The sequence below is a fragment of the Coprococcus sp. RTP21204st1_G4_RTP21204_210225 genome (assembly GCF_040915385.1).
Lineage (GTDB): Bacteria > Bacillota > Clostridia > Lachnospirales > Lachnospiraceae > Allocoprococcus > Allocoprococcus comes.
In genome coordinates this window covers 16465-40190 of record NZ_JBCPDP010000024.1, presented here as the reverse complement: position 1 = coordinate 40190, position 23726 = coordinate 16465, and the positions used below count along the sequence as shown (strand labels likewise).

The window sequence follows — 23726 nt, the reverse complement described above, 5'->3', positions numbered from 1 at the left end:
CTGGATGGATTTGAAGGATTTCATTTTCACCAGTTGCGACACACCTACACAAGCAACCTTCTGGCAAATGGAGCAGCTCCGAAAGATGTACAGGAACTGTTAGGACACTCAGATGTCAGTACCACAATGAATGTCTACGCCCATTCCACAAGAAAAGCCAAGCGGGAATCCGCAAAGTTACTTGATAAAGTGGCAGGCAACGACTAAATAAAACTTTCCCTTATTTCCCTTACGATTATCTCATAAGGGCAAAAATAAGGGAAAATACATATCATTTCACTAATGAATGGGCTGAAAAGCCTGTAAAATAGGGAAAGTTAGAAAGATATTTCGGCAAACTTGAAGTTAGCGATTTCTTTTTCCGGTATTCTCTGTCCCACGGATTTCCTCATGATAGAAATAATCTACGATCACCGGATGCCCCTGCGGGACTCTGCCATAAGGCATTTCATTATCCACAAAGGCACAATCATACTTCTTAGCCATTTTCTCAGCTTTTACTTCAAGTGCTTCAAAGTAGCTGCGGTTATGCTTGTTATAGATCTCGTCGTAAAGTGGTACAAGATCAGGATATTTTCCGGCGATATAATCCATAATTGTCCTTTTGAAACCGCCTCGAAGATTGAGATTTTCGAGCCAGAACAGATCGCACTGATCCTTTACTCGCTCAAAGATTGCTTCAAAATCCGTGATACCGGGGAATACCGGGGATACGAAACAGACTGTACGGATACCTGCTTTATATACCTGCTTCATAGCAGCGATACGGCGCTCAATGCTCGAAGCAGAGTCCATATCGTTCTTGAAATTTTCATCTAATGTGTTGATCGACCATGAAACGGTTACACGTCCAAGCTTCTTCAGCAGATCAATATCCCGTACCACAAGATCCGACTTTGTGCAGATCAGAATATCTGCGTCGCTGCCGATCAGCTGCTCCAAAAGTTTTCTGGTATTCCCGAATTGCTCCTCCTGTGGATTGTAGCCATCTGTCACAGAACCGATGACCACCCGCTGTCCGGCATATTTCTTCGGATTTTTAATTTCCGGCCAATGCTTCACATCAAGGAAAGTGCCCCATTCCTCCTTGTGCCCGGTAAAGCGCTTCATAAAAGAAGCATAGCAATACTTGCAGGCATGTGTACAGCCCACATAGGGATTGACCGAGTAACCGCCTACCGGCAGACTAGACTTAGTCATGATGTTCTTTGTTTCCACCTCACGAATGAGGATTCCATTTATTACTTCTGTCATGATTTCTGTACCTCTAACATTTTATTAAATTCTTCCGGCATTTCCTGAATCATATTTTCATCCCCTATGATAGGGACAAGGTCTTCTTTCATAAACACCGGAATGCCGATCTTATGTGCCTGGTCCGTCAGAGACCATGCCCATTCCGGCTTCCATCCGGAAAGATCGCTCATGCCGGTAAGAAGAAAGTTCTGCGGACGTTTCTTTTCCATCATCTTGAGCTTACCCGGAAAGAATTCAGGGGCAGCGAAGTCATCAATCATATGCCAGCGTTTCACGTTGTTGCGGGCATAGCAATATGCACACCCCTCTGTGCATCCAATGACAATATTCATGTTCTGAATCTGATCTTTGATACAAATACTCATGACTTCTGCCACTCCTCAAGATTCTTTCTGATGCGGTCGAGGCATTCCTCAAACCGGGTAATTTCTTCCTTTGAAAAACCTTTGTAGTAAATACTGCCCATCTCATCAGATACAGAATCGTACTCGCCCTTTAAGGCATGTGCTTTCTCAGTCAGAAACAGGAGTGTTTTCCTTTTGTCCGTTTCAGACTGAACACGGCTTATCAGCCCTTGATTTTCCATTCTTTCCAGCATCGTAGTAAGAGATGTTATCGCTAATCCGCATTTAGTCGAGAGTGACCTGATTGAGATACCATCCTCCTGCCACAGCACATAAAGAATACGCCCCTGGGCTCCATTAAACGCATCAATATTCTTTTCACTGAGAATCTTCTCGAAAATCCGGTCTCCAAGCTGTTTTATTTTGGTTACAAGAAATCCTCCATTCATTTCCATACAAAAGCTCCTATATAGTAGTTTATTAAAAACATACTATATAGGAGCTTTATTGTCAACAGTTTATATGTCCTAATAGGTAAATTCCGTTTTTTTTAATTCTCCAAACTGGAATTGTTCAAGCTTTTCAAATACTAACGTCCTTAATTCTGTTCAATAATTGATTTATAGTAGTTACCAAAGTCAGCAAGTGAATTAACAATTGGAAGCATTTTTGTTCCAAGTTCCGTTAAGCCGTATTCAACTCTCGGTGGCTGCTCATGGTAATCGTGGCGATATGCCAGCCCATCACTCATCATTTGTCTTAAACTATCTGTCAAAACCTTTTGTGAAATACCATCTATACTTCGTTGTAGCTCATTGAATCTCCATGGACGCTCTTTCAAGTTACGCAAAATCAGCAGTTTCCATTTTCCTCCGATAAGAGATACTGCTGTTGCAACTGGGCATTCCGGTAATTCTTCTTTTGCTCGCATAATTCTCACCTCAGAGTCTATTGTAACACATTCATTTTTGAGTGTACAGTTACAAAAAGGTGCGTACTTGTTTTTGTATGTGTCTCACACTATACTAATACCAAGCAACCAGAAACTACAAATTAACTATGGAGGTTATTATGGCAAATTACACAAAAACAACTATTGGAAAGGAAAACCGAATTGAGCTGCATGAAAAGTTGTCTTTAACAGGTGCAGAAATCAGTTTAAACGAACTACCTGCAGGAGCAAATGTCCCATTTGTTCATTCTCATAAAGAAAATGAAGAAATCTATGGAATTCTTTCAGGTAACGGCAAAGCCATAATTGACGGAGAAGAAATTAGCCTTTCAACTGGAGACTGGCTAAAAATCGCACCTACTGCAAAGCGTCAGTTTTTTGCATCCGATATTTCTGGAATTACTTATATCTGCATTCAGGTAAAAGAAAATTCTCTGGAACATTTTACAGCAGAGGATGCCGTAATCGGCTAATTAAAAGTATTTATTTACAAAAATGCACAGTTCACGATAAGCTAAGAACTGTGCATTTCTTTTTGTTCAATATTACGTTTTCTCAATTTTTCAAACAAAAAATTATCAGTGATTATCTTTTAGAAAACAGCCAACTACAGCGACGCCAAATCCAAGAACACCTAGGACATATCCCCAAAAATTATTTGTTGTCACAGCAATTCCTAAAGGTATTATTGCAATCCCCAATAACTCAATCTTAATTCCTTTCATCGCAAATACCTTCGTTACAAACTTGAAATTGTCAATTTCTTTATTATCTAATCTGTTAGTAATCTATCCAACAGCATCTGCCTGTTGTTTATAAACATTTCTGTTACCTGGTAGCTCTCTGTATCCTCATATTCGCAGAGATGTATGCGTCCATTATCAAAACAATAGATATCTGCATCTGGTATTCCTAACAAAATCGGCGAATGCGTAACTATAATAAACTGTGCTCCCTCTTTTGCACAACTATATATTTGCATCAACAATGTAAGCTGTCTCTGTGGGGATAATGCAGCTTCCGGCTCATCAAAAAGATACAAGCCATTTGGATGCAGATTGTTCTGTGCCAATGCGAGAAAACTCTCTCCATGTGATTTTTCATGATATTTGGCAGAAGGATGTGCGAGATCTGCATATTCTTCTTCCTTCGTTGCAACATTATAAAAACTTTCAGCCCTAAGAAAATACCCCCACTTTTCCTTCCGATAACCTTTGGAAATTCTTATCGCATCACACAGCTCTGAATGTGTATCATGCGTAGAAAAAACATAATTCTCTTTAAATAACTATCGTTATCAATTCTATTCCAATCGAATATTACCCCTTGTAAGAATTGATCATTCATCTAATCACCTTCCTGTAAAAGACACTTTCTAATCCACCAATCCTTCGTTCTAAAGAACTCGGTCAACTGGAAATTGTTACACTTAAAAAAGCGGAATTCCACCATCATAGTTTTCTGCTTTTTCCAATAGCGGTCCTTTAGCTCCCATCGTAAACGCGATGTCGCTACTGCGGATAGAAAGCAGCTCCATTCCGGGTCTCACCTTCAAAAAATCCATCATTTTCTTCGTAAGAAGAATTTGCCCCTCCTGTGAAATCTCTACCCAGCAGTAGGAACGCCCCTTGTATTTGATAAATTCGCCAGAACCTGCTGAGTAGTCAAGCAACGGTGGAGTATCGTCCAAAATGTGACCAAGTTTTGACGGATGCAAAAGGCCTTTCCGGGTGACGCAAAAGCCACCGGTAATCTTACTTCCGGTAAAAAGATATACTTTTCCTTCATCTGCAATGTGATATTCTTCCATTGCCTGCGGTGGAATCCGCAATGTTCCATCCGTCCGAATGAGTGATTTCCCGAAAATAAATTTTCCTCCCTTATTCATTTGTGGCATAAAAACACCTCCTGAAATTCCGAGTGGTCTCTATCTTTATCTTTTAATTATACACAGGATTTGAATCTTTTTCTACTTATCTATAATCAAAAAATTCTCTTCCTTGTATTATAAAACCGCTTTCATAAAGTTTTTCTTCTTTTTCAGAATACCTGCGTATCACTACGAATATTCCGACTGTCAAAATCACTCCAAATACGATTCCTGCCAGAATTCCATTCGTCCCCATTCCATAACTCTCATTCAGATAATAAGATGGCAGGAAAGAAAGGATTGTTCCCACAACCGATGGCGGTATAAATCTTAGAAAATTCTTATAGCATAGGCACTTTACCATTTCCTTGTCTATCATTCCCAACATTCGCAAACTACAAACGACCCTGCTATTTTCTTCCTTCTCTGCCTGGATACGTGAATGAATTAACAGAAACTCAGCCATTATCATAAGCCCTATCACAAATGCCATCAAAAATAATAAAAATTGTCCTGATTTCTTTGCATCCTGGTATTTCTCCACTTTCGAAGACAATTCATAATATGTCTGCTCATCTTCATTCAACTGATTGCTTTCCTGCAGATATTCTTTTACTTCACATACTCCCGCATAAGAATCTTCCCAATTCTGAAACTGAAACAAGTTTGCGATACCAGCACTACCTGTTATATCTGCACTTAATTTTTCGAAATCAGAATCGTTGATGATCAGTGTTTTATCTGCAAAGGTCGGATTTTGATTAAACAGTATCTTTACATCTGTTCCAACAGACTGCAGCTTTCTGTCCCCGGAAATCGTTACAGTAGATACTGGCTGTATGTTATGTTCATACCCATCTTCCAGATTGTACTGAAACAAATTCAAAAACTCGCCTTCCTGAATCTGATAATCACATCCAAAATCCCGGTTTATTTCTGTCACAGGAAGGTAATTAAAAACATCATCTCTGATATAGGGAAGCTGAATGACCTGTTCTACAGTAACACCATTTTTCTCCAATATATGAAGGACATCCTGTACTGAAACCTGATTCATTCCATAGATTTCTGAGTACACCATGTCATAGGGAGAATAACTTTTTGCATCCTGTAGAAAAGCCGGATATAAAGTCACACATACCCCCGTAAGCATAACAGATACCGCTATTATGAGAGAGGCTAAAACATACCTACATCCCCATTCTTTCTTGTGTCTGCGGACAAATGACCATTCCACCAGATGAAACCTCATGTAGTTGGGTGCAAGTCTGCATAAGAACGTACCGATCTTTCCTGTTTTTTCTGCCCGATATTGTGCTTTTAGCAGGGTTCCGATTTTATCCAGCATAAGTCTCCCGGCATTCAGGATAAAGGCAACTGCCACCACTACTGTATATAGAACTGCTGTAAGCTTATATGCTTCCGGGCAAAACTGCCATTGCACTCCGTGAACATCTATTGCATAAATGATAACGGAAAAAAATAAAAATGACAGCACAGTTCCTGCCGCAAGTGCTATTGCTAATGCCAGCACGGATATGATCGCATTTTCAAAAAGTAAGTTTCTAAACGCTTCCTTCCGGCTCATGCCAAGAGAAAACATCACGCCGTATTCCTGTTTTCTTGATGCCAGAAATGCCTGACACGAAACAGGAAGAAAAAAAACCAGAAACACTGCAGACAGAAAAAATGGAAGATAAATGTTATTGGATATTGATGAATTTACAATCGACACATTCATAAACGTCCTGTTTGTGGAAATAACTGCAAAACAACAGAATAATGCCGTTGCAGATAAATTGCATAGAAAGTACAATCGATATTTGTAAAAACCAGCTTTCAGCATCTTTCGGGAAATATCAAAAAAGGTCATCTTTTCCACCTCCCAAACCGCACAGCGTTTTCCATATATCTTCTCTGAAATTATCGGCAGTGTTCTCTTTCTTTACTTCTTTTGCCAGATTCCCATCCTGTAGAAAAAGTACCCGGTCACAAAAGGATGCCGTATAAGCATCATGTGTCACAAGCAGAAAGCTGATGCCAGACCGTTGATTCATCTGTTTCATACATCGCATCACATCCCCGGTGGTCTTTCGGTCAAGGCTTCCTGTTAGCTCATCTCCAAAAATAATATCCGGTTCATTGATCAGCGCCCTGCCAATCGCAACTCTCTGTTTCTGACCTCCCGATATTTCCGTAATTCCTTTGTCAGCTAATTTTTCAATGCCGAGCACATCCGCTATTCTTGAAAAACGCTCTTGCTGGATGTCTGCTTCTTTTCGTTCAAGAATGAGTGGTAACAATATATTTTCTTTTACCGTCAAACTCTCCAAAAGCTGGAAATCCTGAAAAATCATTCCCATATGCTTTCTGCGAAAAAATGCCTTCTCTTCTTCCGTAAGCTGTGAAAACGTTTCCCCTCCTATTACGATTTCTCCATCGTCCGGTGTGTCAATCCCGGTCAGCACATGGAGCAGAGTAGTCTTTCCACTGCCGGATGGTCCCATAATAGCAACCATTTCTCCTTTCATAACTTGCAGATTCACATTCTGCAAAATCCGCATAGTTTCTCCTGCAGTTTTATAACTTTTTGAAATATGATTTGCATTTAATACATACATCGAAGTTCCTCCTGATAATAAATTTTAAATTTGATTATCAGAAGTATTTAATCATCCATCCGAACCGATAGACTGCAAAGGGTAACTCCCGGTCTGAAAGAAAACTCACCTTGTCCGAGGTCTTTAAAGCCATCATATACCCAGATCACCATTATTTCTATTCCACCGAAACATATACACTCATAGAAATGCAAACATATACTTTCGCTTATATCGTTTTCACTATTTGACTTTTCCAAGCATTCCATCTGCTGTATGACTATACTTTCCAAATCCCCTTCTGCATAATATCCACTCCAGAGTCGGAAATTTAGCGACAAAAGTAAAATCAGCATGATGGAACTTAAAACCATAATAGCAGCAATTCTCTGTTTTTTTACTGAAATCATATGAATCAAACCCTATACTTCTGCTTTATCATCTGGAAGTTATCGCTTAATCTTTCAAATCAGTTAAATCCTCTAAATACATTTCTATATTACCACACTCTGGACAGACCGCAACTTTTACATCATCTATAATTTTTGCCTTTTGTTTTTCATCTACATGAACAACAATCCCATAGCCCCCACCATTTACTTTGTCTCGGAAAGTTGTTTCTTCAATGAAGAAATCTCCTGCTGTACGAACTTCATCTCCTGTGACTGCTTCTAAAGTTTCTCCATCAGCGTCCGCATCTCATTCCATTCCTGCCTTACTGCATTGTCCGCCCGTATCTCTGCTTCTCTCGGATTGTTCTTCCCGATTTTCTTCGTTGCCAGATACACACCACCCTGCTGAAATACAGACAGCTTTTCGGATTCTTCTTTCACATGGCTGTTGATGATTTCCGTAAACATCTCCTTGATTTCTCTGGTAAACGCATCGTTTTTAAACCACTCATCTTTCTTGGTAAAAATGTGGCTTTCATAAACTTTCCCCTTGGGAATAATACTGCATCCTGCCCGAAGATTTCCCTGTTCATCTAAAATCTCTTTCTTCGTGCGTCTGTGCTTGCCCTGCTCATCATAAAACATATTTCTGGTAGCAATTTTCACTTCCCAGCTGTTCCGCTTGTATTCAGTATTATCGTATGGATTATGGCATGGACCAAAAAATCACTCGATAAAAAGGAGGGGATCCTGATGTTGATCCTCTATGCCATTTATGTTGTATATATCTGTATACGATAAATATGAAAATTGATTCACTGATGTGATAAAATTCTACCTTTATATTGGAAACAGGAAACAGAAAAATCGCTTGCCGGCAGATAAATTTCTGCCAGCAAGCGATTTTTATTTTTTCAATTAAAATCCTGTCAATCTGAAAAACATCAATTCATTTGCTGATCCGTCGTCTCGTTCCTGTGTCAGCATAATTAACAGAGAGCCGTCATCTAAAAGCTGCATATCTTCCAGCCATGGATAACTGACACCAAATATGTCCTCTGTAGAAATTGCACCTACGTGCGTTCCATCTTTTGCCCAAAATTGTATTTCACGCATATTTCCATCTGCAGCCACAAAACCATTTTCTGTTTCCGCCATGCCTGTAATGGAACCGAGCTTGTCCGGAGAACTGATATCTTCTCCACCTAATTTCAAAAGCTGATTGCCATCATAATCATAGACAACAATTTTTGTGCCTTCATCTTCCACAGCCATGGAGCCGGCAACCATAATATGACTATTCGTGATCTGTACGTCATCTATCATAGAAAACAGTCCCTTGCGTTCTTCATCTTTATTTAATCCGGTCAGTATCCACGGTTCTGCCGTCAGGTTACCGCCTTGATTCGCAATCTTCTGAGTATCACTGTTCACCCAGAAACTGATTCCCCATTCTCCGGATGGATGCATATTCAGATCTCCGTCTACTGTTGTCTGAAGTGCCTTTTTCCCATCTTTTACGCCAATTACATCTCCAATTCCAGGCGAAAGATATAACATTCCACTGCTGTCCCCAGACAAATATTCAAAATCATCGTCTAATTCCATCGAAGATACGAATTCAAGTCCACTTTCTGAATATTCATAAGTATCCAGTTTGTTCTCCAGCAAATGGAACACTTGATTGCCCTGTTTTACAAACTGATGATCCATAATCTGCATAACTCCCTGTGCTTCTTTAAATGGGATATATTCCGGAACGATTGTATAAGAACCTACCATCTGCTCTGCCAATACAGGTTCAACAGGCTCTCCCTCCCATGGCCATGGTGCGTCTTTATTTCCTTCATCCTCTAATTTCAGCACAATTCCTTCTAACAATTCTTTGTCAGAATCATCTATTTCCTGTCCTCTTACTCTGATATCATAGGATGTGCCAGACTGTTCATAACGATACATATACGTTTTTTCTATGGAATTACTTTCCGGCATTGCTGTATATTCTGCATTTCCTATTGTTACAGTGTCCATTTTTCCTTCAGCATATGCCTCTAAATCCACTCCAAAGGCAATTAAACTCTTTCGATATGTATATGAATCCTCCTTGGTCGCTTCTATAGAAATGACATTCTCGGATCCATCTACTGTATCTCCATCAAAAAATCTAACGTAAGAATATTCTTCATCTTTCTTCATATTCTCTTTATCGTAGTTCCATGCCTTCGGATAATACACTGTAAATAAACTTAATTTAAGACTTTCTCTGTCTTTAAATTCTGTTTCTTCCTGCTCTGCTTTTTCCGATTTTTTCTTCTCCGGATTCTTTTTTTGTCCACATGCCGCTATCATCATCATGCATATCATGATACACAGCACACACCATAGTTTCTTTTTCATGGCGTCTTCCCTCCTTTCATGATTTCCACATCCTTTTCAGTTATTCACTGTCACTTTTTACACAGTGGAATGTGTAGTAGTCATCATCATCACTGTAGTCTACTTTCAAAGTACCATCGTCATTTATCATCACTGTAAGAGATGGATTTTCTGATTCAATCGAACAATATCCCAGTGCAACTGACCATGGGAAAGTCCCAATCTCCTCCCCTTTATAAATAACTGTTACATTACGGTCACTTTTGAAATCAAGACGCAGTGCATCATTGATGTTGTTTACTCCTTCCATAGAAGTCTGAGGTCCGTCTCCTAAAAGTTCTTCCACGCTTTCTGCATCCCACTCACCTATGACTGCATTTTCCTCCTCTGTCAGATAGAGTGCCGGATCCATTGCATCCGTTCCATCCTTTGCAAAAATCACCTTTACTCCCATCTCGAGCATATTATCAAAAGAAATAATATCTTTTCCGATGATTCCCTCCATCTCTTCTCCTTCGATGCTCAAGATAAACTGATCATCTTCAACAGACCATTTTCCATTCCCGGTAGTGTCTCCAACTGAAAAGGAAACTTTTCCGTTGTTTTTCACTTCAAATTCAAAAGCACCTCCGAAAGTTTCATCTATACTGACTGACATTCCCATCATCTGAGCGGACACCGCTACCCATTTCCCTTCATACGGGTTCTTTTCTCCTGTTTCTCCGGAGCCTCCACAACCAGTCAATATTATCATACTGATGATAAGCACTAGTCCAAATAGCAAATTCAACTTCTTTCTCATAATCTTCTCCCCTTTCAATTACTTCTTATCTGCAAAAAAAGGAGTCAGCAATTCTGCTACCTTACTGATTGGCATTGTCTGCAAGATCACCTTTCCCGGTCCTTTCACAACGGTATTAAAAATGCCTTCTCCTCCAATCAGCATATTTTTTACTCCTTTTACAGCTACAACATCCATAGTGCAGGTTTCTTCCATTGCCGCTAAGTACCCCGTACTGATCAAAATTTCCTGTCCTGCACTCAAATCATACTCCACTGCATGTCCATCAATTTCTACAAACGCGGTTCCATTTCCGCTCAATCTCTGCATAATGAAACCTTCTCCTCCAAATATGCCTTTCCCTAATTTTTTCTGAAAATGCATGGACAGTTCTACGCCTTCTTCTGAAGCAAGGAATGCACTCTTCTGCACGATCATGGAGTGACCGTTGCTAATCTCCAATGCTTTGATCGCTCCCGGAAAACTTGATGCAAATGCAATCATTCCGTCTGCACCTTCTGCGGTATATCTGTTTTGAAACGCAGAATCGCCAGACATCAGTCTGCCGAACATTTTCTTCATTCCGCCTCCGGAAATCGTCTCCATTTTCATGTTCGGGCTCATCCAGCTCATACTTCCGCTTTCTGTGATCATAGATTCTCCTGCTGATAATTCACATACAACAACTGGTAAATTTCCTCCTAAAATCTCATATTTTTTCATAACAAAGTTCTCCTTTCTTTTTCATTTTTCTTTTTTGTTTTCATCCTACAACAGTACCTTTTTCATTAAGCTTTGTAGCACATTGCACACACATATCCAGATCATCACAGATTAAAAAGCAATGGTCACATACAAGACGCTTACATATCGGACAAATATTAAAGATCTCTTTCGCCTGATTCAATGCTTTTTGAAATGCTAAATTCTTTTCCCGTTCATAAAGTGTATCATAAATAATCTTCCGATTTTCATTTTCCGGTTTTTTCCCCGCTCTGGAAAAACGAATTGGTGTACTTTTCCATACTGTTTTACATTCCATGCAGCATAGTGAAAAGCAAAACTCATCCGGCGTAGAACAATCTATTAAATCCTTTTTCGTAATATATTCCACATTTTTAACCTCCTTGTTAACCTCTTTGCTCTATCACCATCCTATTCTCTGTTCTCCCTCCTTATCCATTGCCTTTATTTTTTTCTCTGATCGGGCGGCCACCATTTCGTAATAAAAGCGTAGCAGATACGGAAAGCAAATACTATGGTCGCCATTCGTATATTATGCTTATTTTTCAAAATACGAACGATTAGTATACTATATATAGCGTTTTATTTTTATCTATCCGCTATATATGCGCAATATCTTTTTGTGAAAATATAAAAGAGATCTATCGGCAAACAAAAAAAAGACCCTAGCATCATTTCTGATGCTAAGATCTTGATTGGTCATCTTAACTTAATGACATTGCTGTAAAGACTCTTTTTCGTTTACTCAGTTCTGCTATATGTCAGCTTATCTAACTGATTACATTTTCGAAATAACTCAATATACAGCATTAGTTCCTCTCTGACAGTTATCCCCAGTTTTCGATTCATATTTGTATTATGCTTTCTCGCTGTTCCAATACTGATATAAAGCAATGAAGCAATCTCCTGTATCGTATATCCATCAACATAATACTGAAGAACCATCCTCTCTGACGGAGTCAGAGTTTCCACACGCAAAGCAAACGCCTTGAGCATTTCTTCTATATTCGGAGGAATGCCTCCATTTTCCAGTTTCTCCGTATTCCTTTTTTTCTGCATAAAATCAACCAGTGCATCCACTTCTGAAATGCCTGATAAGTTTTCGTCCGTCAGCGTATCCTCCTGCAGTGCTTTTAAACTCCGAAGAATCGGCTTCACAAAACGATGGGACATACCGACAGAAACAACCAATAATAAAATCAGGAACAACAACGTACCGATGATCCAGTCCCTTCGATTGTCCGCTGTTAATTTTTCATAATTCGCTTCTGATATTAATGTCAGTACCGCAAGCGGCATCCCATTACAACTCTTCAATCCAAGCAGTTCATGCCTGCCTATATAATTCCCGAAAGCGGTAGAATATGTATTATAATATTTTCCTTTCTTCACTGTCATCGTTCCTGATGGTGAAAGATACGTTTCTTTTGTATCTCCAAACATCGCCTTATCCAGATAGATGTTTCCTTTTTTGTCCACAGGAGCCAGTACTGTCACTATATTCCCACAGGAACCTTCCACCATAGGATAAGACAGCCTGAAATACAGATTACTCATCTCCATACCGCACAAACCGCGTACTTTTCCGGTACTGTCTAAAACCGGGACATATAAAAGCTGCACATCCTCCCATGTATCACTCAGCTCCAGCCGGTCTGTCCACAGGCAGCTCTCTACCAGCCGGTTTCCATCAAACTGCATAATCTGTTCATACCCCGACAATGCGGACGTATCAAATTCTAAATTCCAACGGTTATGGAGCTGTACCTGCTCTGCTCTTGCAATATCAGCATTTCCCCTGAAAAAAACTACGTGCTGTTTGCTTGTATTTACTGCCTTTAAATCAGACAGGCGCAGGTAGATTCCCATGCGTGATGTATCTGCATATTCCGTCTTCGTATTTACCGTTGCATCCAATACAACAAAAACTCCACTGCAATATTTCACATCCAATGCAGATTTTAAGGAGGGATACAGCGCAGCCTCTAAATCCATGATCAGCTGAGGATTATCATTCAAATTTGAAAATGTCTTTCCATTGGCTGTCAGGCATTGGTTCAATTCTTTTGTAATATCTTCCGATAAAGAAATACTTCTCGCCATCATAATATCAGTCTGCTCTGTCATAGTTGACAACGTATTTTTCTGCTGGGCAGACAACATTTCCCGTACTTTAAAATCCATTCCCGGAAGGACTCCCAAAATACTGAGTAATAGAACTGTCACTAAAAAAAGTGTTAAAATCACCACGCACCAATAAACAATCAGTCTTTGCTGCATACGGATGCTTTGTCTCTTTATTCCTTTTATAATCTTCCAAAAATTTATTTTCTTTTCTCCCATATGTCAGCCACCTCTTTTTGCCGATCCGGCAGACATTATTGTGTGTATGCTGCTTTGAAATCCTCTAATGTCTCTGAAACAAGTTTATCCATATCTTCCGGATGTTCCTGCCACTCCAACCGCTTTACTGACAGGGTTTGCCTGATAAGTTCTTCAAACTTTGTTTCCAGATCCAGATAGGAATCCAATTTCGGAGCAGTATAAAATGTATAGTTCTCCTGCGTCTTTAAAAAAGCCTGATAAAGTGATACATACATCGGATCACTTAACTTCTCGATCGCCTCCGGAAGGTAAACATCGAAAGCTTCCTGCTTTACCGGCATATATCCAAGACTGGTCACAAATTCCACATTCTTTTGGGCCTCCGTCAGCCATTTAAGAAACGTAATACAGGCTTTTTCTTTTTCCGGTGTAGATTTTACCGTACAAATACCGGCACCCCGCTGCATGACCATCGTTTCTCCCCTGGCAAATACGGGACATGGCATGGAAACAATCTCTACTTTTTCCGATGTATTATCCGCATACGTAACTTCGTCTGAATAATACAACACGCTGGCTGACGAAGCCACCGATACAATCGAATCTCCCGTTCGCAAAGGTTCCGTTGCATAACCGCTGCGAAGCCATACTCCTCCGGACAGTGCCGCTTTTGCATAAGGTTCCCATACTGTTTGAAATTCCGGTCCGAAAGCCAGATTTTCTCCCTTAAAGAAATTTTCACCCAGAGATTCTACACCTACCTGAAAATAGTTAAAATGATAATCATGAACGAAAAAATTCTTTCCATCATCAGGAATGTCCGGCGTCTGGTTATCTGTCCATGCAGCATATTGTTCTGCCATTGCGAAGAGGCCTTCCCATGTTTTTAAATCTTCCATCTTCGCTCCTGTTTCTTTCGCGAAACGATCAAATGCTGTTTTATTGATAAACATAACTTCCGTTGATTTTGCTACCGGCAAAATGGAAAGTCTTTCATGAATGACACCTTCTTCCAAAAAAGCCGGAATAAATTCGTTCAGTTCTTCTTCTGTAAAATAATCATAATAATCTACAAGTTCCGTATCATCCGGCATCGCCAGAACTGTTTTAGGATAGGAAACAAACATATCCGGCAATTTAGAGGCTCCCGGATCTCCAAATGCGGATGCCAGTACATTTTCATGTATCGTATTCGTATTTGTAACACTGCCAACCTGTACTCGGATATTTTCCTCTTTTCCAATCGTTTCATTAAATTCATCAATCAGATCGTTTAATGGCGATTCTGTCTGTCCGCCATATACATGCCACAATGTAACGGTTACCGGATCTTCTTTTTTCTTCTGCCCACACCCTGTAAAAACTATAACCGCAATCATTACCAAGAACAGGCAGCTTCTTCTCATAATATATCTCATATTATTTATCTCCTTTCCAGACAGTGTCTTATAAACAATCTGACATCTCAACGAAGAAAAGAACCATCGGATTGAGACACTTTCACATAGTATATGATATCGGTTTTCAGAGTCTTAAGCACTCCCCATATGGGTAGTAAAATGCTATTTTTAAAATCCATTTATAATCAGATTTTTCTTTGTAACAGCTACCGCCAATTTCGTTTTGGAATCAAAATTCGTTTTCTGCAACATATTTTTGATATGCCATTTTACAGTTTCCGGTGATATACACAAGCTCTCTGCAATTTTTTTATAGGATTCTCCTTCCACCACTAATCGCAGAACTGCTAATTCTCCCGGTGTAAAATCACAGCTTTTCGCCGTTCCGATCATCACAACCGGCGGAGCATCCGGATACACGTTCTCCCCTTTCATCGTACGATCCATAACCTCCAACAGTTCTTCTTTACCGGCATCTTTATACCAAAAACTTTCTACTCCCGCTTTGCGCGCCCTGTCAATAAAACTGCACTCTACTAAAGAAGTCACGATAATTACTTTTATCTGGGGCATTGTCTTTTTAATCTTCTCCGCTGCCACAAGACCACTCTCATCATTCTCCGTACAGACATCCATCAAGACAAGTTCACACCTGCTCTGTCTGCATACGGTTTCTGCCATAGCTGCGTTTGTGATAGAAGCCGCCAGACAATATCTCCCACTGGACTGAATATAATTTTCCATATCTTCCCGAGCCATACGCTGGTCTTCCACGATTAGTACCCGTATCATCTCCGCACCTCCTTTGGTATCTTAACGATTATTGAAAATTTTGACTCCGCACAAATTCTCAATGTACCTCCACATTGCTCCACCCTTTTTCGTATACCGGATAATCCTCCTCCTTCTTTGACATCCTTCTCCGTTGTTTGTCCATTATCTGTAATCACCATAATCCATTCTTGTTCCCCACTACTGCATTTTACATACAGTTCGCTTGCCCCTGCATGGCGGACACAGTTGGAAAGTGCCTCCAAAAGTATTATATCCATCAGTTCGAAAATATGAGATTCCCAGACTTGTTCTCCTGTATAAATGATTTTCACACCCAAAATCTCCGCTCTTTCCTGCACCTGCCTGTGCAGTTGTTCGCCTTTCACAGACTCGTTATCTTTATTCAGCAAGTCTAATGTCTGCTTCCATTGCGAAAGGAAAACATCCCGGTCTGCTTCCGATTCGCGCAGCAACATCCGCTGTGCCGCCAGGACGCTATATCCCAGATTATCATGCACTCTCATTTTCATAGATAACATTTCTTCTTCTCTGGTCAGCGTTATTACATTCTTAGAAAGTTCTTTCATAGCCACAGACATTTCCTGAAGTTTCTGATTTTCTTCCTTCAGCAACACTTTGTTCCGATATAATTCCGACACTTCAGAAGCAAGAACTTGAAAAAAATGATCTCCGGCTGTCGTAATAATCTCTTTCTCTGAAAATTTCCACACACTTCCATCGGCTAAGCAATATACTTTCAAATCAACATCATAAAATACATTCTCTTTCAGAGGATGTCCCAGTGCTTCCTCCAGTTCTGTAATATTCTGTATATCTCTTCCCGCCAGATTCTGGCAAATTTGATACATTTTTCGATTCATCAGTTTAGGCATTCCGTTCCCATCAAAAAAAACAATTCCACTCGGCAAATTGTCCAGACTTTCCTGAACTGCATTTTCCCTCAGGCAGCTCTTGCGGTACTTATAAATTCCAAAAATCTTCAATCCCACATATAAAAAAACACCAATTCCTATAACAATTAAAATCACATACGGTATTTTAAATAATATCATGGAATCTTCTTCGTAAAACGCCCGTTGCCACACACACAAGACAGCTGTTATAAGGAAAATAACTATAAGCAATACACTGTCCGGCAGCAACATCTTTCTTTGTCTTTTTCCTGTTCCTTCATAAATAACCAGAATCATACACAGCAAAGTCAAAAAAATAAAAAAACAAACAATCGTAATCTGATACTCCGGTGAACAGTTTTCAAATGTTTTTATCATTTGCCGCTACCTCCTCCCAGAATCAGAGAAAGCAGCCATGATCCGTCAAAATCCTGCTCCGCATAAGCTCCATATCGTCTTGCAATTTCCTGCAGATCTGTTTTGCATTCCACACTCATAGACATGATGATCCGCGCCTCTCTGCGTTTCAGATTTACATTAAATGCCGACAGATCTTCCAAAGATTCCTCTATGACTGCTTCAAAAAAATCATAAATCTGCATAGCATCTTCACTTCGTATTTCTTCTAACGCGGTGGAAAAACCTGCCTCAACATGATTCCATTCCAGATTCTTTATCGTTTCCCTGAAACATAACTCCAACTCTCTTATCGGAAATTTTACTGTCTGCTCCGCAATAAAAATAAGATTACTACGCCTTTTTATATAGGCTCCGATCACAACTATCTTCCCTAATATTTTTTCCCTTTTGTTCTCATCTTCTTCCATAGAATATGCTTCAATGAATTCCGTCAAAAGTTTACTCTGCCTTGCCGTCTGTTTCTGTATTTTATCATACAGCTGATTCTTCACAGAAAGTTTTTCTACTTCTCTTTTTGTTCTCAGATTTTCTTCCTCAATCAAATTCGCATCTTTTAATTCTTCCTTCCGATCTTCAAGCTCTCTTACGATTTCCTGTAATTCTGACAGGTTTTCCTTCCACAACACATAGCCTCCCAAAATTGGTTTTCCTGACAGCCTGATCCCATTTTCTAACATGATCGGACATTGAACTACCTGCCTTACGATTTCCGGTGCAATATATTCCGAATCCTGAGATTGATAAATGCATTTTCCACTCTGATCTGTAATCTGTGCTGAAATTGTAGATGCTGCAAATAATTGTGCGTATCCTGTATTGGAAGGGATCAATCCGCACTGGATGCAGCTTTCAATGATCAAAGCAAACAGAAGACATAATGCAGCTGTCATATCGCTTGAAAATATTTTCCAGAAGGGCAGATTCAGATAATAGGCGATGCCATAGACAACCGACAGACCATAAGCACCAAAAGGCATCCAAAGCATTTTCCTGTTTTTAATTTTTCTACACCTTAATAGAATAATCAAGAGTGCCACCAGCAGACATCCAAGATCCCAGGCGACTATAGCATAATACATTGCTCCATATCCATAGACTCCTACTTCATAGGAAGCTGCTTCCCCCAGTCTTCCCTCCGGGAAAGTAAAAACTAACTGGTGCAGATCATTCGTTAATACAATCCCTATCAGAAACAATGCCGGAAAAAACAGCAGACATCGTCTTTCCGGTAATTTATAATTCTCCGGCTGCCGTATATAAAATGCCAGATAAAGACTGACCGTAGGGAGTAACAGCATAGGAATATAATAAAGATACCAGGCGTAGCGCAGTGCTGTCGGCATCTCATACGGTATTTCAAATTTACACATACGAACGAGCATCCAAAAAACCATCATCACTGCAATCATTATTAAACAACGACGGGGTTCCTTTTGGATAATTCTCTTTTGAAAAGAAATCGCCCATACCAGATAAAGTCCTATATAAATAAAAGGCCTTAAAAGGTGACAAACAGATTGCAGATAAGGATTGGTAAAGGACACATAATGAAGCAGAACTGCCACACCTACGCATAGTGCTACACTTCCGACGTATACTGTAAATTTCTTTTTCTCTGACACTGTGCGTACTCCTTCCTGTTACGTTTTGCACTATATCTTGTTTACAGTATATCATAATCTCCATTTCAAATTATATCTTTTATTTTTCAGGTGTATGTAAAAAACTCACATTTGCCGTCGCAACTATATCTCCAACTCCATTTTTTAATGCAATGCTTTAGTCGGACAGACCTTCGTACATTCATAACAGAGTATGCACTCCGTTCCTCTCTTTCGTTTGCGGGATTCCTTATTGACCTCCACATTCATTGGGCAGACACGCAGACATTTTCCACAATGAACACATTTGCTTTCATCGCAGTGAACACGCAGGATTGACCATCATCTTCTAATTTAACCTTCATTTTCTATCATCCCGCTAATTTTCTATAATCTCCCAGTAGCCGCTCTTAGGCGATCCATGTCTTATAAGTATGGATGATGTTTCGTTTTCCTTCTGTCATTTGTACACGATGTACAGGTTTCTTTTGTCTTGCCATAATAAAAGGCCCTCCTAATGATATTTATTGTATCATAGAAGGACCTTATAAACATTATTTTACAGAAAAAGTTTCATACTCTCATTATGGTTCTATCTGGTTTTATATGTGTTCCACTGTCCAAAGTCCACAGGCTGTACTGAACGGTGTTATCAATTTGTTATCACATCTCTGTTATCAATCAAAGATTCTCGTGATATCCTGATATCGGTTAACTACACGATAAATCTCTACATATTCGTTACCGACCTTGTAGATAATAACATAATCTTCCCATATCGCATATTTATAATCTGTCCGAAAACTGACCCGTTTGGAGAGATCCGGCCCCATTCCAGGAAACATCTGAAGGTTTTCAAATTTACCGTAAATTTCCTTTATGGTCTTTGCTGCATATTCTTCGTTATCTTCAGCAATATAATCTCGGATGTTTTTCAAATCCTTTGCAACAATCGGATTAATCCGCAGTTTTAACATCTTATTCCCCCACAAGTGCTTTCAGTTCGTCCAGATCCAGCCAACCTTCGCCATCTTTCACTGCTTCTTCAGCTTCCTGCAGCTTCAAGAGAAGCTTTTTCTCTGCACGGTCACGCTCATAATCTTCAATATCCATGACAACGAAACGTCCTCTGCCATTCTTAGTCAGATATACTGGTTCTCCTTTATGACAGTTTTTCAGGACTTCATTATAATTTCTCAAATCAGATACTGGTAAAATATTTGCCATATTCTTTCAGCTCCTTCCTTTGATTTTAAATTGTTTCTGCTACTTCTAGTATACACAAAAAGCTGTAAAATTCAACGTAGATTTTTACAGCTTTTATTTTATCATTTCTATATATTTTTATCGCAATCTATTTCAAATATTGAGAAAAAATCGCCTCCAGTTCTTTATTTCCTTTCAAAAATTCATACTCTTCTTTATTTTCAATTTCTGTAGCTAATGCACGAACAAAATTATTTCCAACGCCTGAAAAAGACTTTCCCTGTACTGTATCCACATATCTGTAATATAAAGGTGATTCCACCATCTTCCATGGCTTCTGTGACTCCATCAGCACTTCTTTTATCAACTGAATACATTTTTCTACATCCTTTCGATACACGGCAATCAATAGATATGGTACTACTTTACCGTAATCCCACAGACCAAATAACGATACCATATGTCCTGTGATTTCGGCAATCTCCTCTGCTTTACAATGATTTCCGGTTTCTTCTTCCATTTCTATCAACTTATACAGATAGTTTTGTATATTCGTAACTGTCTGCATCAGTTTTCCCTCTAAAAAGAACGCTGCAATATCTGTCCCTTCCTGGTGTGCTAGTACATTCGTTTTCATAATTGTGGCATCTATCACAGTATCTGGAATTTTATCCAAAAAGATATTTGCTTCTTTATATTTTTCCATTTGTATATATTTCGCTGCAAGCATAAAAATACTGGAAATCCTTACCTTTTCATTTGGACTTTCAGCAGTTCGTTCCAGCCATTCAACAATCACATTATTGCATTCCAACTTTTTCTCATCATCGACATCGGATAAAGTTAACGCCGCATTTAAAACAGTAGCAATTGAATAAATCAACGAATCACAATGAGGATATTCCTTTATTTTATTTTTTCCCATCTCAAAAGCTTTTATAAAGCTATCCAATGAAACTTCCGAAAGCTCATTCACAAATTGTCCAATCTCTTTTTCTGTCAATTCTTCACGAAATGAAAATAGTTCATTCATATCAATTTTTAATAATCGAGCAATTGCCGGAAGTAATGATATATCTGGATATGTGTTTCCTTTTTCCCATTTATTTACCGCAGGAGTAGAAACGTCCAAATAATCCGCCACCTGTTCTTGTGTTAATCCCGCAGTTTTCCGATAGTTTTTTATCTTCTCACCAATTTGCATCGTTCCTACCTCCTGTTTATATTCTCATTATAGTATTTCTAATATGTGTTTACAATTGAGCCTTCGTTTAATTATGGCTTCGATTTCTTAACTACCGGTTAAAATCTGCGAGAAAAATGCTCTATTTTATAATTCTACAAATCAAAATATCCTTAAATTTAATTAATTCAAGAATACGTGCATCAGTACTCCAATTAAGAAGCAAATCATCGCTGTAACACCCGCACTGATAATAACCTTTAATATATTTTGATAAGGACGTTTTCCCACTTCAACTGCCTTATGAAGTTCATCCAATTTTTTTCCCTCCGTAAATGCAACAATTTCCTTATAGGTTTGTATATCATTTTTCTTTTTTAGTTTTTCAACCTTTAACGCCCAGTACATTGTAATAATAAATAAAATCCCAAACGGAATATACGCATACCTTCCGAGCCACATAAACAAAGGTACTGCCGATATAATCAACACGGCCAAATGAACTGTATAGATGGAACCATAATAATTAAACTTTTTAATTTCTTGCTCGCTAATAATTTCTTTCATTTTCTCTATATCTCCTTTAATTAATTGATCGAGAGATACATTAAACAATGAACTAAGAAGTAACAAGCTATGAATATCAGGATAACTCTTTTCGTTTTCCCAATTAGAAATTGTCTGTCTTGTTACATATACCTTTTCTGCCAATTCCTCCTGTGATAGATGAAGCTCTGTTCGGTATTTTTTTATCTGTATACTCAGCTCCATATAATTTCCTCCCTTCGCAAGTAATTTGTTCTCTTGATCTGAGCCAAGAATAATCATTTTTTCATTATCTGTCTATCAAAGATATTTTACTTAACGGAAAACACAATGTCAAAAGAGTTTTACACTACAAAACTCATACCTTTTCAGCAATTTTTATTTTCATCTTTGTAAAGAGCAGCCTTTCGATCACCCTTTCGACTCACATATATACCCTCTCTTTCAACACAATTTCTTCCGCACTAACTTTGATATTATTCATCAATCTAACCCACTTCATCTGATCCTGCCTCTTTAAGTTTTCGTTCACGCCCTGTTTTTCTGCCATCTGTTTCATTAACACTTCGACCTGCTCTGTTACTTCCTGGTCAATCTGATTCAGATGTGCTGTCAGCTTGCCAGATAATAACAAGTTTTGATACCGTATTGGTCTATACTCTTTCAAAAACTGTTTCCGTAACATTCCATATTTTCCATATTTTCCATATGTCGGTTCTTCTTCATTCAATACCAGATCCGGCAAATAACAATCTCCACACAGAGTATAGCTTAATCCGTTCTTTTCATCATAAACGTGTTTTTCCATGATTTTATCTCTCCATTTCTCTATTTTTTGATTTATTTTTCTTACGCTGCTGATTCTCCATCTCACTCTTTTTTATTCCCCAGGCTAATCTTTCATGAATACTTCCCTTCGGCATTTGTTCCATCCGCTGCTTTTCTTCCAGAGCTTTCTCGTTACGAATATCCTACTGTACTGCCGCATCTACCGTCTCTATTCCCAGAACTCGTACAACACGGTCATACCTATCAGAAACACCTTGCATTATATTCTTTTCTTCTGATAATTTATGATTTTCTTTACGCATATCATCCAACTCCTTCTGAATACCGCTATATTTTTGTTTCAGCTTTTGATATTTGCTCTTCCAATTTTCCACCTCTTTTGTAAGTTCTTTAACCTGTGCATCCATTGCCCCAACCTTATTTTTTATCTGAAGAAACAGCGGTTTGATTTTTTTGTCCCGGTAGGTCGCTGCCCGTTCCAACGTGCCAGCTTCCGGTAACAACATTTTAACTGTTCCATATTCTTTTATTTCCTTACTCACATTATCCATAATCGGCTGTAACTGTTCCCTGCGTTCTTCCAGGCTTTTTAATTGTTTTTCTGCTGTTTCTGCACGCTTTTCTGCGGCTTTTTTATCTCTAAGCGCCTGTTCTTTACTTTCCTTCAAAAGCTGTACGTCTTCTCTGGATTCTACGATTTGTAAAGCCAATCCTTCGTTCTCTGCTGAGGTGCCCGCAGTCCAAAAGAGAACTATCTGAATGCACTGGCTGATATTTTTGAGGTCTCTCCGCATGCACTGGCTGTCCCGGATATTGACAGCTATGTAGGACTTATGCATACCTTATTTACATTAGAAGACCTTTACGGACTTCATATTGGTGAGATTGACGGAGAACTCTGCCTCCGGCTGGACAAATCCAAAGGAACCACCTACCTTTCTATGTTTGATATGTTCCATGCATGGCAGGAGCAGGCAGAAAAACTGAAATCCGGAGAAATCACTCAGGAAGAATATGACCAGTGGCGGTATAATTATCCAAAAAACTACAAATAAAAACCAACGAAAAAAGGCCTTACCAAATTGATTTCACTCAATTCAGTAAGACCTTTTTGTTGGTTTCACACATATTACCTGATAACCACAAGATTCCGGATAAATAATGCCAAAATCTCTCGTGTTATCATTTTGTTATCAAATAGAACTTTATCTGCCCTGAAATGCCCTGTTTATAAGGGATTCCAGAAAATTTT

At 39.0% G+C, this 23726-nt stretch carries 27 protein-coding genes and 3 pseudogenes; 3 read left to right on the top strand and 27 right to left on the bottom strand.

The genetic code is table 11. The features are described from left to right. Positions 1 to 207 (top strand): tyrosine-type recombinase/integrase (locus AB5213_RS15475; protein ID WP_195492264.1); only part of this gene is annotated, 207 nt, incomplete at its 5' end. A 138-nt stretch (positions 208 to 345) separates the two neighbouring features. Here the strand turns inward: AB5213_RS15475 and AB5213_RS15470 are convergent. From AB5213_RS15470 to AB5213_RS15455, 4 genes are all read right to left on the bottom strand, one after another. Beyond that, positions 346 to 1254 carry a radical SAM mobile pair protein B gene (locus AB5213_RS15470; protein WP_175305462.1) on the bottom strand — a complete coding sequence of 303 codons (909 nt, stop codon included), beginning with the start codon at positions 1252 to 1254 and terminating at the stop codon, positions 346 to 348. Next, positions 1251 to 1622, bottom strand: coding sequence for a hypothetical protein (locus AB5213_RS15465; protein ID WP_368276907.1), 372 nt, complete (start codon positions 1620 to 1622; stop codon positions 1251 to 1253). The genes AB5213_RS15470 and AB5213_RS15465 overlap by 4 nt, the downstream gene beginning before the upstream one ends. Further along, positions 1619 to 2056 carry a radical SAM mobile pair system MarR family transcriptional regulator gene (locus tag AB5213_RS15460; protein WP_055156121.1) on the bottom strand — a complete coding sequence of 146 codons (438 nt, stop codon included), beginning with the start codon at positions 2054 to 2056 and terminating at the stop codon, positions 1619 to 1621. The genes AB5213_RS15465 and AB5213_RS15460 overlap by 4 nt, the downstream gene beginning before the upstream one ends. Before the next feature lie 143 nt (positions 2057 to 2199). Then, positions 2200 to 2532 carry a helix-turn-helix domain-containing protein gene (locus tag AB5213_RS15455; protein ID WP_008373705.1) on the bottom strand — a complete coding sequence of 111 codons (333 nt, stop codon included), beginning with the start codon at positions 2530 to 2532 and terminating at the stop codon, positions 2200 to 2202. Between the two features lie 140 nt (positions 2533 to 2672). Here AB5213_RS15455 and AB5213_RS15450 point away from each other — a divergent pair, with 140 nt between their 5' ends. Further along, the gene (locus tag AB5213_RS15450) at positions 2673 to 3026 is read left to right on the top strand and encodes a cupin domain-containing protein (protein ID WP_020993869.1); all 354 of its coding nucleotides are present in this window, start codon (positions 2673 to 2675) and stop codon (positions 3024 to 3026) included. A 105-nt stretch (positions 3027 to 3131) separates the two neighbouring features. On the opposite strand, the gene AB5213_RS15445 is transcribed toward AB5213_RS15450, so the two are convergent. The 23 genes and pseudogenes from AB5213_RS15445 to AB5213_RS15335 all read right to left on the bottom strand — a co-directional run bounded on the left by AB5213_RS15445 (position 3132) and on the right by AB5213_RS15335 (position 23184). Then, positions 3132 to 3278, bottom strand: coding sequence for a hypothetical protein (locus AB5213_RS15445; protein WP_008373708.1), 147 nt, complete (start codon positions 3276 to 3278; stop codon positions 3132 to 3134). A 47-nt stretch (positions 3279 to 3325) separates the two neighbouring features. Further along, a pseudogene (locus AB5213_RS15440) lies at positions 3326 to 3900 on the bottom strand (AAA family ATPase). An 82-nt stretch (positions 3901 to 3982) separates the two neighbouring features. Further along, positions 3983 to 4450 carry a hypothetical protein gene (locus AB5213_RS15435; protein WP_173692290.1) on the bottom strand — a complete coding sequence of 156 codons (468 nt, stop codon included), beginning with the start codon at positions 4448 to 4450 and terminating at the stop codon, positions 3983 to 3985. 76 nt (positions 4451 to 4526) lie between these two features. Then, positions 4527 to 6296: an FtsX-like permease family protein gene (locus AB5213_RS15430; RefSeq protein WP_215633924.1), complete on the bottom strand. Its 1770-nt coding sequence runs from the start codon at positions 6294 to 6296 to the stop codon at positions 4527 to 4529. After that, positions 6283 to 7044: an ABC transporter ATP-binding protein gene (locus AB5213_RS15425; protein ID WP_215633923.1), complete on the bottom strand. Its 762-nt coding sequence runs from the start codon at positions 7042 to 7044 to the stop codon at positions 6283 to 6285. Before AB5213_RS15425 ends, AB5213_RS15430 begins: the two co-directional genes overlap by 14 nt. 47 nt (positions 7045 to 7091) lie before the next feature. Continuing rightward, the gene (locus AB5213_RS15420; protein WP_215633926.1) at positions 7092 to 7433 is read right to left on the bottom strand and encodes a hypothetical protein; all 342 of its coding nucleotides are present in this window, start codon (positions 7431 to 7433) and stop codon (positions 7092 to 7094) included. 189 nt (positions 7434 to 7622) lie between these two features. Beyond that, positions 7623 to 8183 (bottom strand): annotated as a pseudogene (locus AB5213_RS15415) (hypothetical protein); the annotation flags it as partial. A gap of 150 nt (positions 8184 to 8333) precedes the next feature. Continuing rightward, positions 8334 to 9812, bottom strand: a complete 1479-nt coding sequence (locus AB5213_RS15410) for a hypothetical protein (RefSeq protein ID WP_195368888.1) — start codon at positions 9810 to 9812, stop codon at positions 8334 to 8336. A gap of 40 nt (positions 9813 to 9852) precedes the next feature. Continuing rightward, entirely contained in the window at positions 9853 to 10593 is a 741-nt protein-coding gene (locus AB5213_RS15405) for a hypothetical protein (protein WP_368276906.1), read from the bottom strand. 18 nt (positions 10594 to 10611) lie between these two features. After that, the gene (locus AB5213_RS15400) at positions 10612 to 11295 is read right to left on the bottom strand and encodes a TIGR00266 family protein (RefSeq protein ID WP_055156124.1); all 684 of its coding nucleotides are present in this window, start codon (positions 11293 to 11295) and stop codon (positions 10612 to 10614) included. A gap of 40 nt (positions 11296 to 11335) precedes the next feature. Next, complete coding sequence (locus AB5213_RS15395) at positions 11336 to 11686, bottom strand: hypothetical protein (RefSeq protein WP_055156125.1); 351 nt, start codon at positions 11684 to 11686, stop codon at positions 11336 to 11338. 371 nt (positions 11687 to 12057) lie between these two features. Beyond that, the gene (locus AB5213_RS15390) at positions 12058 to 13500 is read right to left on the bottom strand and encodes a helix-turn-helix transcriptional regulator (RefSeq protein ID WP_172676463.1); all 1443 of its coding nucleotides are present in this window, start codon (positions 13498 to 13500) and stop codon (positions 12058 to 12060) included. Between the two features lie 194 nt (positions 13501 to 13694). Further along, a complete protein-coding gene (locus AB5213_RS15385; protein WP_330376258.1) occupies positions 13695 to 15059 on the bottom strand; it encodes an extracellular solute-binding protein in 1365 nt (454 codons plus the stop codon). Positions 15060 to 15209: 150 nt separating this feature from the next. Continuing rightward, positions 15210 to 15833 carry a response regulator transcription factor gene (locus tag AB5213_RS15380; RefSeq protein WP_055248353.1) on the bottom strand — a complete coding sequence of 208 codons (624 nt, stop codon included), beginning with the start codon at positions 15831 to 15833 and terminating at the stop codon, positions 15210 to 15212. Beyond that, on the bottom strand, positions 15830 to 17107 hold the full coding sequence (locus tag AB5213_RS15375; RefSeq protein ID WP_368276903.1) for a sensor histidine kinase: 1278 nt from the start codon (positions 17105 to 17107) through the stop codon (positions 15830 to 15832). Before AB5213_RS15375 ends, AB5213_RS15380 begins: the two co-directional genes overlap by 4 nt. Continuing rightward, positions 17104 to 18693 (bottom strand): histidine kinase N-terminal 7TM domain-containing protein, encoded by a 1590-nt coding sequence (locus AB5213_RS15370; RefSeq protein ID WP_368276908.1) that lies wholly within the window; start codon positions 18691 to 18693, stop codon positions 17104 to 17106. Before AB5213_RS15370 ends, AB5213_RS15375 begins: the two co-directional genes overlap by 4 nt. Positions 18694 to 18915: 222 nt before the next feature. Continuing rightward, positions 18916 to 19083 carry a 4Fe-4S binding protein gene (locus tag AB5213_RS15365; RefSeq protein ID WP_334304138.1) on the bottom strand — a complete coding sequence of 56 codons (168 nt, stop codon included), beginning with the start codon at positions 19081 to 19083 and terminating at the stop codon, positions 18916 to 18918. 344 nt (positions 19084 to 19427) lie between these two features. Next, entirely contained in the window at positions 19428 to 19727 is a 300-nt protein-coding gene (locus AB5213_RS15360; RefSeq protein ID WP_368276902.1) for a type II toxin-antitoxin system RelE/ParE family toxin, read from the bottom strand. Between the two features lies 1 nt (position 19728). After that, on the bottom strand, positions 19729 to 19977 hold the full coding sequence (locus AB5213_RS15355; protein WP_021905858.1) for a type II toxin-antitoxin system prevent-host-death family antitoxin: 249 nt from the start codon (positions 19975 to 19977) through the stop codon (positions 19729 to 19731). Positions 19978 to 20104: 127 nt separating this feature from the next. Continuing rightward, positions 20105 to 21160, bottom strand: a complete 1056-nt coding sequence (locus AB5213_RS15350; protein WP_368276901.1) for a helix-turn-helix domain-containing protein — start codon at positions 21158 to 21160, stop codon at positions 20105 to 20107. A gap of 162 nt (positions 21161 to 21322) precedes the next feature. Then, positions 21323 to 21967, bottom strand: a complete 645-nt coding sequence (locus AB5213_RS15345; RefSeq protein WP_005333591.1) for a helix-turn-helix transcriptional regulator — start codon at positions 21965 to 21967, stop codon at positions 21323 to 21325. Positions 21968 to 22109: 142 nt separating this feature from the next. Further along, a complete protein-coding gene (locus tag AB5213_RS15340; RefSeq protein ID WP_173690503.1) occupies positions 22110 to 22493 on the bottom strand; it encodes a TnpV protein in 384 nt (127 codons plus the stop codon). Between the two features lie 163 nt (positions 22494 to 22656). Next, a complete protein-coding gene (locus AB5213_RS15335; RefSeq protein ID WP_368276900.1) occupies positions 22657 to 23184 on the bottom strand; it encodes a hypothetical protein in 528 nt (175 codons plus the stop codon). A 21-nt stretch (positions 23185 to 23205) separates the two neighbouring features. Here AB5213_RS15335 and AB5213_RS15330 point away from each other — a divergent pair. Continuing rightward, a pseudogene (locus AB5213_RS15330) lies at positions 23206 to 23529 on the top strand (XRE family transcriptional regulator); the annotation flags it as partial. Positions 23530 to 23726: the final 197 nt, after the last annotated feature.

Bases quoted from the DNA above. Each gene is read 5' to 3' on its own strand.
- AB5213_RS15470 (WP_175305462.1), bottom strand. From the start codon at position 1,254: ATGACAGAAGTAATAAATGGAATCCTCATTCGTGAGGTGGAAACAAAG.
- AB5213_RS15465 (WP_368276907.1), bottom strand. From the start codon at position 1,622: ATGAGTATTTGTATCAAAGATCAGATTCAGAACATGAATATTGTCATT.
- AB5213_RS15460 (WP_055156121.1), bottom strand. From the start codon at position 2,056: ATGGAAATGAATGGAGGATTTCTTGTAACCAAAATAAAACAGCTTGGA.
- AB5213_RS15455 (WP_008373705.1), bottom strand. From the start codon at position 2,532: ATGCGAGCAAAAGAAGAATTACCGGAATGCCCAGTTGCAACAGCAGTA.
- AB5213_RS15450 (WP_020993869.1), top strand. From the start codon at position 2,673: ATGGCAAATTACACAAAAACAACTATTGGAAAGGAAAACCGAATTGAG.
- AB5213_RS15445 (WP_008373708.1), bottom strand. From the start codon at position 3,278: ATGAAAGGAATTAAGATTGAGTTATTGGGGATTGCAATAATACCTTTA.
- AB5213_RS15435 (WP_173692290.1), bottom strand. From the start codon at position 4,450: ATGCCACAAATGAATAAGGGAGGAAAATTTATTTTCGGGAAATCACTC.
- AB5213_RS15430 (WP_215633924.1), bottom strand. From the start codon at position 6,296: ATGACCTTTTTTGATATTTCCCGAAAGATGCTGAAAGCTGGTTTTTAC.
- AB5213_RS15425 (WP_215633923.1), bottom strand. From the start codon at position 7,044: ATGTATGTATTAAATGCAAATCATATTTCAAAAAGTTATAAAACTGCA.
- AB5213_RS15420 (WP_215633926.1), bottom strand. From the start codon at position 7,433: ATGATTTCAGTAAAAAAACAGAGAATTGCTGCTATTATGGTTTTAAGT.
- AB5213_RS15410 (WP_195368888.1), bottom strand. From the start codon at position 9,812: ATGAAAAAGAAACTATGGTGTGTGCTGTGTATCATGATATGCATGATG.
- AB5213_RS15405 (WP_368276906.1), bottom strand. From the start codon at position 10,593: ATGAGAAAGAAGTTGAATTTGCTATTTGGACTAGTGCTTATCATCAGT.
- AB5213_RS15400 (WP_055156124.1), bottom strand. From the start codon at position 11,295: ATGAAAAAATATGAGATTTTAGGAGGAAATTTACCAGTTGTTGTATGT.
- AB5213_RS15390 (WP_172676463.1), bottom strand. From the start codon at position 13,500: ATGGATTTTAAAGTACGGGAAATGTTGTCTGCCCAGCAGAAAAATACG.
- AB5213_RS15385 (WP_330376258.1), bottom strand. From the start codon at position 15,059: ATGAGATATATTATGAGAAGAAGCTGCCTGTTCTTGGTAATGATTGCG.
- AB5213_RS15380 (WP_055248353.1), bottom strand. From the start codon at position 15,833: ATGATACGGGTACTAATCGTGGAAGACCAGCGTATGGCTCGGGAAGAT.
- AB5213_RS15375 (WP_368276903.1), bottom strand. From the start codon at position 17,107: ATGATAAAAACATTTGAAAACTGTTCACCGGAGTATCAGATTACGATT.
- AB5213_RS15360 (WP_368276902.1), bottom strand. From the start codon at position 19,727: ATGTTAAAACTGCGGATTAATCCGATTGTTGCAAAGGATTTGAAAAAC.
- AB5213_RS15355 (WP_021905858.1), bottom strand. From the start codon at position 19,977: ATGGCAAATATTTTACCAGTATCTGATTTGAGAAATTATAATGAAGTC.
- AB5213_RS15350 (WP_368276901.1), bottom strand. From the start codon at position 21,160: ATGCAAATTGGTGAGAAGATAAAAAACTATCGGAAAACTGCGGGATTA.
- AB5213_RS15345 (WP_005333591.1), bottom strand. From the start codon at position 21,967: ATGATTATTCTTGGCTCAGATCAAGAGAACAAATTACTTGCGAAGGGA.
- AB5213_RS15340 (WP_173690503.1), bottom strand. From the start codon at position 22,493: ATGGAAAAACACGTTTATGATGAAAAGAACGGATTAAGCTATACTCTG.